General features: G+C 39.0%; 15 protein-coding genes. All 15 read left to right on the forward strand.

What is annotated here, in order from left to right; translation table 11 throughout:
- Nucleotides 1-2: 2 nt before the first annotated feature.
- The 15 genes from INF28_RS10050 to INF28_RS10120 all read left to right on the forward strand — a co-directional run bounded on the left by INF28_RS10050 (nt 3) and on the right by INF28_RS10120 (nt 12,134).
- Nucleotides 3-332: a hypothetical protein gene (locus tag INF28_RS10050; protein WP_226393339.1), complete on the forward strand. Its 330-nt coding sequence runs from the start codon at nt 3-5 to the stop codon at nt 330-332.
- Nucleotides 329-646: a hypothetical protein gene (locus tag INF28_RS10055; RefSeq protein WP_226393340.1), complete on the forward strand. Its 318-nt coding sequence runs from the start codon at nt 329-331 to the stop codon at nt 644-646. Before INF28_RS10050 ends, INF28_RS10055 begins: the two co-directional genes overlap by 4 nt.
- Complete coding sequence (locus tag INF28_RS10060; protein WP_226393341.1) at nt 643-1,479, forward strand: hypothetical protein; 837 nt, start codon at nt 643-645, stop codon at nt 1,477-1,479. The genes INF28_RS10055 and INF28_RS10060 overlap by 4 nt, the downstream gene beginning before the upstream one ends.
- A gap of 17 nt (nt 1,480-1,496) precedes the next feature.
- On the forward strand, nt 1,497-2,315 hold the full coding sequence (locus INF28_RS10065; RefSeq protein WP_226393342.1) for an LPD28 domain-containing protein: 819 nt from the start codon (nt 1,497-1,499) through the stop codon (nt 2,313-2,315).
- A 338-nt stretch (nt 2,316-2,653) separates the two neighbouring features.
- Nucleotides 2,654-2,866 (forward strand): hypothetical protein, encoded by a 213-nt coding sequence (locus tag INF28_RS10070; RefSeq protein WP_226393343.1) that lies wholly within the window; start codon nt 2,654-2,656, stop codon nt 2,864-2,866.
- On the forward strand, nt 2,856-3,521 hold the full coding sequence (locus INF28_RS10075) for a YkgJ family cysteine cluster protein (RefSeq protein WP_226393344.1): 666 nt from the start codon (nt 2,856-2,858) through the stop codon (nt 3,519-3,521). The genes INF28_RS10070 and INF28_RS10075 overlap by 11 nt, the downstream gene beginning before the upstream one ends.
- Nucleotides 3,522-3,610: 89 nt before the next feature.
- On the forward strand, nt 3,611-5,737 hold the full coding sequence (locus tag INF28_RS10080; protein WP_226393345.1) for a hypothetical protein: 2,127 nt from the start codon (nt 3,611-3,613) through the stop codon (nt 5,735-5,737).
- Nucleotides 5,700-8,129: a hypothetical protein gene (locus tag INF28_RS10085; protein WP_226393346.1), complete on the forward strand. Its 2,430-nt coding sequence runs from the start codon at nt 5,700-5,702 to the stop codon at nt 8,127-8,129. The genes INF28_RS10080 and INF28_RS10085 overlap by 38 nt, the downstream gene beginning before the upstream one ends.
- 545 nt (nt 8,130-8,674) lie before the next feature.
- Nucleotides 8,675-9,346: a DUF3990 domain-containing protein gene (locus INF28_RS10090; protein ID WP_226393347.1), complete on the forward strand. Its 672-nt coding sequence runs from the start codon at nt 8,675-8,677 to the stop codon at nt 9,344-9,346.
- Nucleotides 9,327-9,965, forward strand: coding sequence for a helix-turn-helix domain-containing protein (locus tag INF28_RS10095; protein ID WP_226393348.1), 639 nt, complete (start codon nt 9,327-9,329; stop codon nt 9,963-9,965). The genes INF28_RS10090 and INF28_RS10095 overlap by 20 nt, the downstream gene beginning before the upstream one ends.
- 68 nt (nt 9,966-10,033) lie before the next feature.
- On the forward strand, nt 10,034-10,543 hold the full coding sequence (locus tag INF28_RS10100) for a nitroreductase family protein (protein ID WP_226393349.1): 510 nt from the start codon (nt 10,034-10,036) through the stop codon (nt 10,541-10,543).
- A gap of 41 nt (nt 10,544-10,584) precedes the next feature.
- Complete coding sequence (locus tag INF28_RS10105) at nt 10,585-10,788, forward strand: IreB family regulatory phosphoprotein (RefSeq protein ID WP_226393350.1); 204 nt, start codon at nt 10,585-10,587, stop codon at nt 10,786-10,788.
- A gap of 293 nt (nt 10,789-11,081) precedes the next feature.
- Nucleotides 11,082-11,432, forward strand: coding sequence for a hypothetical protein (locus INF28_RS10110; protein ID WP_226393351.1), 351 nt, complete (start codon nt 11,082-11,084; stop codon nt 11,430-11,432).
- A gap of 62 nt (nt 11,433-11,494) precedes the next feature.
- Complete coding sequence (locus INF28_RS10115; RefSeq protein WP_226393352.1) at nt 11,495-11,656, forward strand: hypothetical protein; 162 nt, start codon at nt 11,495-11,497, stop codon at nt 11,654-11,656.
- Between the two features lie 76 nt (nt 11,657-11,732).
- The gene (locus INF28_RS10120; protein WP_226393353.1) at nt 11,733-12,134 is read left to right on the forward strand and encodes a hypothetical protein; all 402 of its coding nucleotides are present in this window, start codon (nt 11,733-11,735) and stop codon (nt 12,132-12,134) included.
- The last annotated feature ends 123 nt before the right edge of the window (nt 12,135-12,257 follow it).

Here is a 12,257-nt window from a genome sequence, read left to right on the forward strand (position 1 = left end):
GTATGGGATGGTTTGGAATGCCGGGACATGACAGACGATCTGCATTTCGTGAACTTATGTCTCAAGAACAATATGTACAAAGGTTTGCATTGCTCTGGAAAAAGCATATGAAGAGTAAGAGCATTGCGGTTTATTCTCTGGATGGCAAGGTATGCGGTGAAACCATTCTTTGGGCAGAGGAAGATGGAGAACTCATATATAAACCGATATCATGGGCAGACTCAATCAAGTATATTCCCCAAAAACTGCTCTCCAAGCTTTTGGAAAATGCCTCAGACCTGGAAAAAGAATGCTATGAAGCCAGTAAAATATTTAGATTGGAGGCACAATGATGTGTAAAACAATGGTGTGTGATAGATGTACATATATTTTGAGTGATTTTAATAAAGTGTGCAGGGATTGTTGCTTTTTAAAATGCTATGTTGACAGCAGAGGAATCATTTATTTTGTTCGTTCGGGAATCATGCATAAGGGCTTTAAAACATATTACACTAAGTCCGGGGATAGAAAATCCCGCGAGTATGAGAAACATTTATTTCAGCGCTCGTTCGCCGAAGCGCAGTCGGCGCTGAATGCGACAGCAAGAGAACGGAAATGGTCGGTGTTTTACGGAGCGTCCCCAGCAGATTGGAGTACAGTAGTATGAAGATATTAAGCTGTGGAGCGGGGATGCAGTCTACGGCCCTGGCCCTTATGAGCTGCGAAAATAAAACGAAGGGGAGTCTTTATCCTAAAGTGCCGATTTATGATGCGGTTATATTTTGTGATCTTGGCTTAGAGCCTTACTGGGTTGTCCAGCAGGTAGCGTTTATAAAAAATGCGTGTGAACATGCCAACATCCCATTTTATATCATTGAAAGCAACCTTTATCAAGATTATATGGAGAAGTTTGGCAGGGGACACGCATCATCAATTCCTTTTTGGAGCATTGATGAAAATGGTAAGATGGCTAAGATGCGCAGACATTGTACTCTTGATTACAAGATAACAATAATAGAGAAGTTTTTGCGGCATCAGCTTCTTGGGTATCGGAAATATCAAAGGCTGAAACCTGAAGACATGCAGGCGCATGAAATGCATATTGGGTTTTCTTATGAGGAACGCAAACGGATTTCAGGACAGCAGTTATCTAAGTTGTTTATTAAAAAATATCCGCTGGTTGATATGCAGTGGGAAAGAAAGGATAGCTATAAATATATCCTCGAGGTATGGGGATTGGATACAAAAGCAAGCGCTTGCTGTTTTTGCCCGTTTCATAGAAACTATTTCTTTCAATACCTGAAGGAGAACTTGCCGGAGGATTATAAAAAAACGGTTGATTTTGACCGCATGATAGGAGAAATGCAGCCTCATACGGCGATTAAGAGTAAAATATATATATCGCGGTCAAGAAAGCGAATAGAAGATTTGACAGATGAAGAATGTGATGATGCACAAACATTTCCGTACAAAGAAAAGCAGATTTGGAACGGATTTTAAGGATAGGGGGAAATTAAATGCGTAAGAATTATAATGAGGTAAAAGACAGCTTGCTTTACTTCCGAGCGGAATACGGCAGGTTCGGCCAATTGCTTATGTGTGGAAGATTTGTAAACGAACGTGTTGACAAAAAAACAGTCCCGAATGGAATTTATACTTACGAATGCAGTAGAGGTGACAATAAAAGGCATAAAAGACCGGTGGCAGTGAAAAAAGGGGCTTCAGAGGATTTTTGCGGTACTTTGTTTCTGGAATCAAAATTGGAATTTGAAGGTATTGGTGAATGCATACCGGTTAAAAATGTTAGTATAACGAAAGAGAAAAAGATTAAAAAAGTTTTTGCCGGGACAATAGAAATTAAAGCGGACAGGATCGATGTAACCGATCCGGGCTATGATAAGGATGTATGGTGTAGAATGAAAGCGCCAATCATACCGGGAAACTATGAATGCTATGCTGAATTTGAGGACTTTCCTGATTGGGGTAACAGATGCGTAAGAAACTACATTATTAACAGCAATCCGTTTTTTAAACGCAGAGCTTTGTACCGATTAAGAAATAATTACACATACATAGGCAATATAGGCGTTGATGCGGGCCTTGCCGGTTTTTTTGATAATAAACCGGATTTTGATGATGCTGCTTCGATGGATGTATGCAGCTTTATGGATGCAGTTGAAAAGGGAGGCTCAAAGGTATTTGTTAAACATTTTGAAACCGGCGATGGCTTTTGGACACATTCCGGATTTGGCGACGGGTTCTATCCGGTGAAAGCAGCGAAGCATAATGGTCAAGTCATCGGGCTTGAAATTGAGTTTAATTTGGAGGATGACTGAAAGAGGCTGGTAGGCTTTTCGCGGCGCAGTCACGCATTGACAAATACAGTTTTTTATGCTATGATAATAATATAAATTGTTTATGTGCGTGGAGAATTTCTCCGAGGCCGACAAAGGCCTCAGCATACGAATGTCGTGATTGTAAGTAAGAGCCAATAGGATTGCTATGCCCATTTGGGTGTAGGAGCTATTGGCTCTTTTTTGTTTATTGCGAAATTCGTACTTATATAGCGGGAATGAGGGGATTATTATAATCTCTTTATTTCCGCTTTTCTTTTTGCTTAAAAGCTATAGTGCTTTTTAAATATATAGAAATGAGCTTTTGGGAGGTGTGGATTGTGAAGGAAGAAACGGCAAAGAGAAAGCCGGGTTCGTTTTTTATCACGGTTGATTACGACGCTGAAAGTAATTCAATTTATATCGCAGAAGAGTCGTCCAGCGGTTTTGAAGAACGGGCAGGAAATCAGGAAGAAATTTTGGCGGCAATACAAAAATATTTTGATATGTATTTGCGGTCGGAGCAGAGAGAGGGATGTAAAAATGAAAAATGATTATGAAATTAAAAATTCAAAAGAAGTAAAGCTTTCGGAAAAAGTGAGGTTTCGATGTATGCGCTGCGGCGAGTGCTGCCGGCATGTGTCACAGACAGTAGTAATAGAGCCAGTGGACGCATTTCGTCTCGCAAAATTCTTACAGTGCGGTATAGAGGAATTCTATGACAAATATACGGATATGTTTTTGGTTGATGAAAAGACTGCTTTTCCGGTTTTTACGTTAAAAACAACCGGAAATGAAAATTCCTGTATATTCTTAAAAGGCAACCGATGCACTGTGCAAGAATCTAAACCACGAACATGTCGATTGTATCCTTTCTGGGTACACCCATGTGAAGATGGATTTAGCTATAACTATAGTATAGAACGCAGGCATCACCCAAGAGGCTCGCTTGTGTGTGTTAAGGATTGGATGCATGAAAACTTTAGAGAGGAAGATAAAGCAGCAATGCAAGAGGATTGGCGGGTAATACCTCAAATTGCAGGTATTTTGAAAAAATTGCAGCCGTATGATGAATCCATTCGCGAATTTGTTTTAAGCAGAATGCTGTATTTCAGGCATTTTGCATTTGAGCTTGATAAGCCATTTCAGATACAATTTGAGAAAAATAATAAAGAGTTGATTGCTGTGCTGAGTAAAAGACTTGCTTGATGGACAGTATGATGAAATACGAAAGACGCCGATGAGATAACTCCCCGGCGTCTTTTGACAAAATAAAAATTATGGAGGTGGGATTCAATATGGAATCGAACACATTGTTCACATATGAAGCATATGCAAACGAAATCAATATAGAGTTATTTAATGATTTTGTTGCTTTTGTTATGGAAGCAGCAGAGAACGATATATTTGACTTTCGGAGAAGTATAAAAGAAAAATGTATTTGGTATGAGTGTACTCATACAGATGTACCGGAAAAATACGATTTCAGATATCCGGGCGAGATGCTGGAACGTTATGAAGAGCGTTATGGCAGTAATATAAAGAATATTAGGGCACTGGCTCTGGGCTTGGCATATTCGAATGATATTTTAGAAAAGAATATGTTTGTGGGCGCACAAAAAGCAAATTTCATTCGTGAGATAAGAGCGTTAGCAGGCGGAGATTTTTATCTTCAGGCAGCACTTTATCTATTGAATGGGAAGAAAGAGACAGCTCTGAAGAAATTGTTGGATGAGAAAACTATAGCAACAGAGAAATTGATTTTTTTGCTATCGTTATTTGATGATATGTTGAGCGGCTTTAGATTTTTAACACCAAAGCTGTTGAAAGCATTTGGAGAAGACCGAAGCATTTCGGCTTTCCAAAACTCCGGAGTATTTATTTGGTTTATAACTACATTTAAAGAACAGATAAAGAGTATCCGTAAGAAGGATATGGGATTGTTTAAACTTTTGTTGTGCTTGCGCGATAAGTTTATTGCACCAGACGGTTCGGAGTTTGTTAAGCTAAGGGACTGCGGCTATACACCGGAGGAGATTGCGTATCTCAATTATGTTATAGCGGACTATTTTAAAATATCTCCTGTCATCAACTACGGCGGCGTCGTTGAGGAAAAGATTGCGATTGAGTTTTGTAATTGTTTTTTGAACAGTTTCCAGACGCATTCGCTCAATACATATTGGCTTTTAGACGATGCATTAACCAAATATGCAAAGTTTAATGTGAAATGTTATGATGAAAGAGGTATCATAGCGGTATTGGAAGAAAGAGTTTCTATAGTCAATCCGATAACATTTGTTCAATTATCAGAACAAATCCCAAATGAATTTGTAACAGACTATAATGCGTTGGATACAAAATGGGATGTGCTTGCAGAAGAACTGGATCCGGGCAAGTATGTGGATTTCTTCTCAGAAAAACTGCAGGATGTGAAATCTTTGGAAGCAGTTCAGAAATGGATTAACAAATTTGAAACGCTTACTAATACACGATATACAGATATATTTGGCAAAAATAAATTGAATCAGAGCACTTTCAGACATTTGGTGAAACTCGGTTACATAAATCTTTCTGATTATTTTGAAGAATTTTGTTTGGAGAATGGGGAAGATAAGAGCTTTCTTTGGTATTTAGTAAAAGAAATATCGAAAATCCCTTCTCGGGAAGCTTTCTTGTTTTTGAGGTGGTTTATTAGCAAGTATCAATTAAGCGGACTGGAAACTTATTTGAGTATTACCCTGTTTCACCTTTGGTTTTTAACCGATACACGGTATGTCCAAAATTCTCGACGAATCAAGGAATTAATATTGCAGAGAGAGTTTTTGTCGCCGGAGGAGCATAGAGAATTATTAGGATGGATTGAAGAATATACATTCCGGTATGCTGCAAAAGATTATGGTGAACTTATATCGTTAATGCTGCAAAGCGGGTTTGTTGCAGACTTGTATCCAAAAGAGGAATTGAGCGGCATTTATAAGGCAATGTCAAGAATTAACCAACAAATTGCAGGGGATAGACAATTGATGGAGCGATTTTTAACAGATTTGGAATTAAAAGAGCATGATAGGGCAGAAGAAGAGAAAAAATTGGAGGCGAAACTTGCCCAGGAAGCAAAGGATAAGGAGCTTGTTGCGGAGGAGTTTTATGACAATAAAAACTCGTGGAATGCTTTGCATAAATCTTCTCAAAGGTACTATGGTTTTCGTGAAAGATATTTTTATGAAATATTGCAAAGCAACATGGCTGATTTACTTCAGTCGCTTCCGCTCTCAGAATATGAAGAACTGGAATCATTTTTTGAGCTTTGTCTGGAGTTGATAAGGGACGATGTAACAGATATGAAGGGTATTTTTAATTATATTGATTTGGCAAAGGAGGCATTTGTACATGAAGAAAATAATAGAAAGGCTAAACTTAATCCATAGTTTAGAGGAAAGTCAATTTGGAGTAGATCTTGCGGCAAAATATCAATCCGTTATCCCAGAGGTATTAGCAGATATAAAAGAAAAGGGATTGCCATATACCATGTATAGAAACTTACCAGAAATACAGGAAGCTATACTCAAGGAGCCTAAACTCATTGATTATCTTGTTTTTTGGGAAAAACATGAGATTTATGCATCGAAAATCAGTAGTATGTTGAAAAATCTTCCGCAGGACAAGAAAATGACTGATTTTACAAAAGAATCGCTTCTTACTGTGCTTCAAAATAATAAGCTTGGTGATTTTACTTACGACTTTTTGCGCTACTTTGATTCTGCTGAACTGAATGAGGAGCAAAAACTGCTTGCAATTCAAAATTTGTGTGCTATGAATTGTCATTATGCATGCAGGGAGTTGAAACTTTCCGAATTCAATGATAAGGAGCGGGCGTTTATTTATGATCCTGTTTTTGCTATTTTGCCGCTTGAGTATCTGACGGAAATGTTTCATACGCTGTCGGGAAATGAATGGATGTACAAAGTTGTGCGGTTATTGTACCGATATGGTATTTCAGAGTTTTATTATCCAGATTATGAAAAGATAGAGAAACAGAATGTGAAGGCGCTTTATGAAAAACTGCAGTCCGTGATGTCTTTGCTGGAGACATGCGATTCTGTGCGGGATTTCTTGGCGACTTGGAGAGACAACGGCTGCTCAGAATACGAATTGGAGATACTGACAAAACGGCTGCGCGGATTATCAGCTGTGGAAATGCAAAAAATATTTCATAGCCGAGCCGCTTATATAAATTTCATTTTCGGAAGCAGGATTTGTAATTTAGAGTTAGATTACCTGAGTACAGAAAAAGAGGAATTACTTATCTATGCAATCACTGCAAGAAAAAACAGTTTTCTTCGCTTGATAGAGGAGAATCCGGAGGAGTACATAGCGCTTTCGCCAAGGTCTATTTTATTTTCATCTTGGTTTCGTAACGCAGTAAACATTAACTCGCTAAATAAAAAGAATCTAATTTGTTTAAAAAATCTGTTGGTCAGAAATAGAAATGGAGATGCAGTAGATTTTCGCACGGATTATGCTTATACATTTGAAGAGGTGAAAACTCTGTATTTACTGCCGGACGATTATACAATGTTTTATCATATGCTGGATATTCCACGTATTGATGATAAACTGATTGTGATTCGACAGCTTGGAAAGCGTGGCTTGCTGGACGGAATTTCTGAGGATGACTACAGAAAACTGGCACAAAAACTGTCGCAAAAGCATCTGTACCGCTGGATGAACGAAGAGTTTTCGCACATAAAAGGTTTAGGTCAGGAGTCGGCAGTTAAACTGCTTGCTTCTTATGAGGAAATCTATCCATTTCTTTCGGAAATTGTCAATGAAACAGAAGCGATATATGTAGTAAGAAATGCAGGGGTTGTGCAGAAGTATATAACATTGCAAGAGGTAAAATACAATTTGCTGCAGATTGATTCCGCATGGCGGGCACTTTGCAAAACGCTGGAGATTGACCAAAAATTTATTGAGGCACATTCGGAAACAATATTTGCGTTTTTGACGAAGAATGGAGCGGAAATAGCGTTGACTTATTATCGTCAGCTTGATGATAAGGCGAAGGAGTCTTACCGAAGAATTGTGATGGCTGAACTGATGGGGAAATTCTATGAGCTCAAATATCATTTAGGCGATTTGAAAAGGGAAATCGGATACTCTGTTACAGAAAAGCACTGCTATTCATGGACTAAATTGTTGGATGAGAGAAAACAAGATATTTTTGTTAAGGAGTGCGATGGCTTTTTTGAAACAATGATGGTTGGCGTAAAGCCACAACGTACTTGTATGTCATATGTAGACGGCGCATATAATCAATGTTTATTATCTAATTTTGACAGCAATAAGCATATTTTATATGCATACATAGATGGAGAACCTGTTGCAAGAGCACTGCTTCGTTTGACAAAAGGAAGTTTTCAGGATATAAAAAATGCCTCGAAAGAATTCATGTATGTTGATTTAGAGAGCAACGATTCCGAGCGACATGTAAAAAGGTATCGTGAGCGTCTGACATTATTTTTGGAGCTTTCCTATTCTGCTAATATTAATTTAGATAAGAGGGGCGAAATTGATGCTATGTTCATCGAACTGGCAGAAAAGAAAGCAAAAGAGCTGGATTGCCTGTTGGTGCTTAGCGCATCGTATGAGACATCATCCAAAAACTATACACCTGTCAGGTACTATTTATATATTTCCCGTTCCAAAGCGGGAGAGCAATATTTTGACAGCTTAGGCGGTTCCTGTTCCGTATCCAGTGAGCAGAGTTATAGGGGTAATCGTTTTCTGGTTGCAGATTCCGTATTGGAAAATTCGTAAAAGTAAACTCCACGCGGTAAGTTTATTTTCATTTGAAGATATAACAGAGAATTAAGGGAGTTAGAGAGGTAAAAGCAAAAAATTATGGAAGAAGGTTATACGACAGATAGTATTTTGACAAATGTGAAAGACTATCTGTTACACCAAAATTTAGGAGGGACAACTGTGAAAACATATTTATTAATTGAGGTTTGTGACGGGAAATTGAAACGTCGCAGTTTAATACATTTAAAAAAGCTCAACAGGAGATGAAACGACGTTTTTGTAAGGCTTGTGACATAGAAAATATAGATGGATGCGAAGATCATTACAACGCCGGTGTCGATACTGCGTGTGCGTGAGCTAACGGTCATGATAATTATGACCGGAAAATTGTAGAGATTGTTTAAGAACAGAAGAGTTGGATGCGAAAAATTTGCATCTGGATTCACCTTTGAACTAATTGAAAGTAGGTATCGTTGATATTAAAGAGTATTGACAAAATACAACTGTGGTAGTATAATATAAATACAACCACAGTTGTATTTATATTGGGAGGTTATGGTATGATTATATATCACGGCAGTGAAAAGATGATTGAAGCTCCTGTTTACGGGAAGGGAAATACACATAATGATTATGGAAAAGGATTTTACTGCACAGAGAGTGAGGAACTCGCAAAGGAATGGGCGTGTTCCAACAATCATGACGGTTTTGCAAATAAGTATGAATTTGATATGGCCGGGCTGAATGTTTTGCACCTGAATTCCGAAAAATATATATTGCTTAACTGGCTTGCGGTTCTTACAAAAAATCGTACCTATTGGGAAAACAGTACGGTATCTGAAATGGCAAAGAAATATCTTGCAGACAATTTTATGATTGATACTTCAGGTTATGATGTGATAATTGGTTATCGCGCCGATGACTCTTATTTTTCGTTTGCTCAGGATTTTGTAGCGGGTGCAATCTCTTATCGGCAGCTTGGGGAAGCTATGCGTCTTGGTAAACTTGGAGAGCAGATTGTTCTGATGAGCGAAAAAGCATTTGATAGAATTGAATATATTTCAAGTACCCCGGCGGAAGCTGCTGTTTACTACAAGAAGAAAAAAGAAAGAGATAGGGCGGCCAGAAGGGAATATAGACAGGCAAAAAGTGAGCTGCTGTCCCCGGATGAATTGTTTATGGTTGATATTATGAGGGAAAGGATGAAACAAGATGATGACCGCTTACGATAAAGATTATTTATATCATTCGCAAAAAAATTTCGGGCATATGCTTGATTTTGCAGTGAATACCTGCGAGTTTGACATAGACGAGTTTTTTCAGATGTTTTTAGCATCTAATGTATGCACGCAGTATGAGAAGGGAAATCCCGCCTATATCGCCGGAAAAACCGGCTGCGAATTGGTGCGGTTGGTTGTGTCTGAAATTAGGAATCAGGAAATAGAAAATGCCGATGCGATGTATCTTGATAAATCTCCGGAGTATTGGCTTGGCTGGTCGCTTAGTTATTATGTATGGCTGAGGAATTATAAATTTAGCCGTGTTCTGAACGCTGTACCGGTCGGAGAAATGCTTTTCATGTACGATACGATGCACGAGGCTGACATAACAAAATTTGTGGCTGCGATAGATGACAGGCTTGGACTTTTCTATACACAGACAGCCCTGACAAGAATGAGAATAACCAGCGGTTTTTCGCAGCAAGAGCTTGCGGAGCGTTCCGGAGTGAATGTGCGGATTATTCAAAGCTATGAGCAGAGAGCACGAGATATAAACAAAGCGCAGCTATCTACGGCGGTGAGTCTTGCCCAGGCATTGGATTGCAATCCTGCTGATCTAATGGAACGGTAAAGCCAATTGATTTTTACGAATATTCGTAGTATAATTTTATCAATATGATTGTTGGGAGGAAAAGTGGAATGAATGGAATCAACATTTTAAAATCTCGTCGTTCCTGCCGCAGTTTTGATGGCAGACCGATTACGGATGAGCAGCTTGATGCGATTTTGGAAGCAGGGACATACGCAGCTACGGGAATGGGCAGACAGTCCCCGATTATGATAGTGGTGCGGGATGAAGAGACGATTAAGCAGTTATCTAAAATGAATGCTGAGATAATGGGCAGTGACATCGACCCGTTTTACGGCGCTGCGACAGTGATTATTGTGCTTGCAGATAAGAATATTCCCACATATTTGTATGATGGATCTTTGGTGATGGGAAATCTTATGAACGCTGCCGAGGCAGTTGGCGTTCAGTCCTGTTGGATACATCGCGCGAAAGAAGAATTTGAGAGCGAAGCGGGCAAAGCGTTGCTGAAAAAGTGGGGAATTGAGGGAGATTACGAAGGAATCGGTCATTGCGTGCTTGGTTACGGAGAAAAAGTGCCGGTAAAGCCTCGCAAGGAGCATTATATTTATAGAGTGTAGATTTAAGGATTGTAAAATGGAAAGAAGCGGGGGTAAAACAGATGAATCACGGTGAATTTGAGTGCATACTGACGGATATTATATCCTCGCTGAAGAGTGCGGGCTACGATCCGTATGAGCAGATTACCGGATATTTGCAAACCGGCAATGATTTATTCATTACCCGTTTCGGTGGTGCAAGAGAAAAGATACGGCAGCTTGATAAGCGTGAATTGGAGCGTTGTTTGGAGGATAAGCGCTCCTGATATTGCGGTCCCCGTTGACAAATGACAATGTTTTGTGCTATAATGCAAATATAAATTATTTATGTGCGTGGAGGACTTCTCCGAGACTGTCTTAAAGTCTCAGCATACAAATGTCGTGATTGTAACTAAGAGTCAATAGTATTGCTATGTCCGTTTGGGCGTAGACGCTGTTGACTTTTTTTGTTTATTGCGGAAATCCGTACTCAAGAGCAGAGATATTTTCAACCGTTATGGTGAAGTATCTCTGCTCTTTTTATATACAATATTTTTAAATGTAAAGGAGCGAAATGAAAATGAATGCTAAGGATGATCGGAAATGTATGAAAGGGTTTTACAGGCTGACAAAACAAAAGTATTTCAAGGATATTGAAATGCCGAAGAGGATGACAGAACAGTTTAATATCGTTGACAAAATGGAGGATGACGGCTGCGTTTATGAGTTCATGATCAGTTTTTATCAGGTTGGAAATGCAATAAGCGCCCGCGCAGAGGTGTTTTCGGATGCATTTGTATCATTTGAACAAGACCGAAAGCTGTTTGAACGGTTAAGTAAGGTGAAATCAATTACACCGGACGAACTGCAATGCCTGTTGCTGGAATTGGGCTATACCGATTTTTCGGATGAGAGTGAAGTGGAAATGTAAAGGCTATCTCCGCGCCGAAACGGCGCGGAAATAGATATTATCATTCAGAGAGGAGGGATTTTATGTTTTCTGCATCAGTAACAGTATCAAATTCTGTGCCATATCTGATGAGTATTGTAAAATTGCTCAGCATGTTTCTGATAGGATTTGGCGCTTATCATTTTATCCATGCTATTTGCGGGCTTGTATCAGATGAAAACAACGAAAACCAAGATGATAAATAGCTGGTGGTTTATTGTTGTTTTAAAAATATAGATTATTGTTAACGTCCATGACTATGTGAATTTGGGAGGTTAGAAAATGAAAAAGGCAGTTTTATTTGATGAATTTGCGCGCTGCTGCTCCTATTTTAATCCGGAAAAAGCGAATGGTTACGGGTGTGACCATCCAAAGCAGAGAGATACGGACATTTATGATGGAAAGAGAGTTGGCAGATGCTTTTGCCATACCTGTCCATTGGGAATAGAAGCCGAACAGCAGGATTTAACTGAACCGGATCATCCGGATGCTATTCCTAATATTGATTGGGATGGTTTGTGCTCTGATGTCGAAGTCTATGAAAGTGAATATCTGTTGATTGAAATTGGTGATAATGCGACTGAGGAAGAAAAACGTGAATTGTGTTTATACGAGAGGCACATGCATAGATACGATAAAAAATGGTTAGATGAGCATGGTATTCCAAACTTTCTTGTAGGATAGGAGCATTCCTGTTAAGTAACAAAAATGAGGTTTGACAAAAAGGAGTTCACTCCCTTAGAATGTAACACAGGGTCAAAGCCCTAATAAAAAGAAATCCACTAAGGGAGGAACTCTAAGATGAGT

Origin of the sequence: Ructibacterium gallinarum (genome assembly GCF_014982785.1) — a bacterium.
GTDB lineage: Bacteria > Bacillota > Clostridia > Monoglobales > Monoglobaceae > Ructibacterium > Ructibacterium gallinarum.

Excerpts from the sequence above, each read along its gene's own strand:
- INF28_RS10065 (WP_226393342.1), top strand. The coding sequence starts at position 1,497 with ATGCGTAAGAATTATAATGAGGTAAAAGACAGCTTGCTTTACTTCCGA.
- INF28_RS10085 (WP_226393346.1), top strand. The coding sequence starts at position 5,700 with ATGAAGAAAATAATAGAAAGGCTAAACTTAATCCATAGTTTAGAGGAA.
- INF28_RS10060 (WP_226393341.1), top strand. The coding sequence starts at position 643 with ATGAAGATATTAAGCTGTGGAGCGGGGATGCAGTCTACGGCCCTGGCC.
- INF28_RS10115 (WP_226393352.1), top strand. The coding sequence starts at position 11,495 with ATGTTTTCTGCATCAGTAACAGTATCAAATTCTGTGCCATATCTGATG.
- INF28_RS10055 (WP_226393340.1), top strand. The coding sequence starts at position 329 with ATGATGTGTAAAACAATGGTGTGTGATAGATGTACATATATTTTGAGT.
- INF28_RS10050 (WP_226393339.1), top strand. The coding sequence starts at position 3 with ATGGGATGGTTTGGAATGCCGGGACATGACAGACGATCTGCATTTCGT.
- INF28_RS10120 (WP_226393353.1), top strand. The coding sequence starts at position 11,733 with ATGAAAAAGGCAGTTTTATTTGATGAATTTGCGCGCTGCTGCTCCTAT.
- INF28_RS10080 (WP_226393345.1), top strand. The coding sequence starts at position 3,611 with ATGGAATCGAACACATTGTTCACATATGAAGCATATGCAAACGAAATC.
- INF28_RS10105 (WP_226393350.1), top strand. The coding sequence starts at position 10,585 with ATGAATCACGGTGAATTTGAGTGCATACTGACGGATATTATATCCTCG.
- INF28_RS10110 (WP_226393351.1), top strand. The coding sequence starts at position 11,082 with ATGAATGCTAAGGATGATCGGAAATGTATGAAAGGGTTTTACAGGCTG.
- INF28_RS10095 (WP_226393348.1), top strand. The coding sequence starts at position 9,327 with ATGATGACCGCTTACGATAAAGATTATTTATATCATTCGCAAAAAAAT.
- INF28_RS10075 (WP_226393344.1), top strand. The coding sequence starts at position 2,856 with ATGAAAAATGATTATGAAATTAAAAATTCAAAAGAAGTAAAGCTTTCG.
- INF28_RS10090 (WP_226393347.1), top strand. The coding sequence starts at position 8,675 with ATGATTATATATCACGGCAGTGAAAAGATGATTGAAGCTCCTGTTTAC.
- INF28_RS10100 (WP_226393349.1), top strand. The coding sequence starts at position 10,034 with ATGAATGGAATCAACATTTTAAAATCTCGTCGTTCCTGCCGCAGTTTT.